1 pseudogene is annotated in these 355 nt (G+C 47.6%); it reads right to left on the bottom strand.

Annotated features, from left to right (window positions below):
- Nucleotides 1–178: pseudogene (locus B2067_RS08545) on the bottom strand (AAA family ATPase); the annotation flags it as partial.
- Nucleotides 179–355: the final 177 nt, after the last annotated feature.

Raw genomic sequence — 355 nt, 5'->3', positions numbered from 1 at the left:
CCATTCGGTCGGCCAGCGCGTTAATGGCTTTGGTTTTTGCAAGGCCAGGTGCGCCTTCAACCAATAAGTGCCCATCCGCTAATAGTGTCAGGAGCAGTCGCTCCACCAATTGAGGCTGACCAATGATGGTTTTCTGTAAATTATCACGGAGTTGTTGGAATCCGTTTTGTAAGCTCATCTGAATCCAGTCCTGATTCTTATCGGTGTGTTGGCCTCTGTATTTAGCAGAGAGACAAGGATTTTAGAGATTCCGCTGTGGCGGTCAACGCTCTGATCACGCCTTGTTAATAAAGTTATCTGCATGTCCGTAAAGTAGCGTAAACAATCCTTGCGTACGCTCAGGTGGCAAAGCTGA

It is taken from the genome of Thalassolituus sp. UBA2590, assembly GCF_002339775.1.
In the GTDB taxonomy this organism is placed as follows: Bacteria; Pseudomonadota; Gammaproteobacteria; order Pseudomonadales; family Oceanobacteraceae; genus Thalassolituus.
Note: the sequence above shows the minus strand (reverse complement) of the source record. Positions and strands in the feature narration are given on the sequence as shown.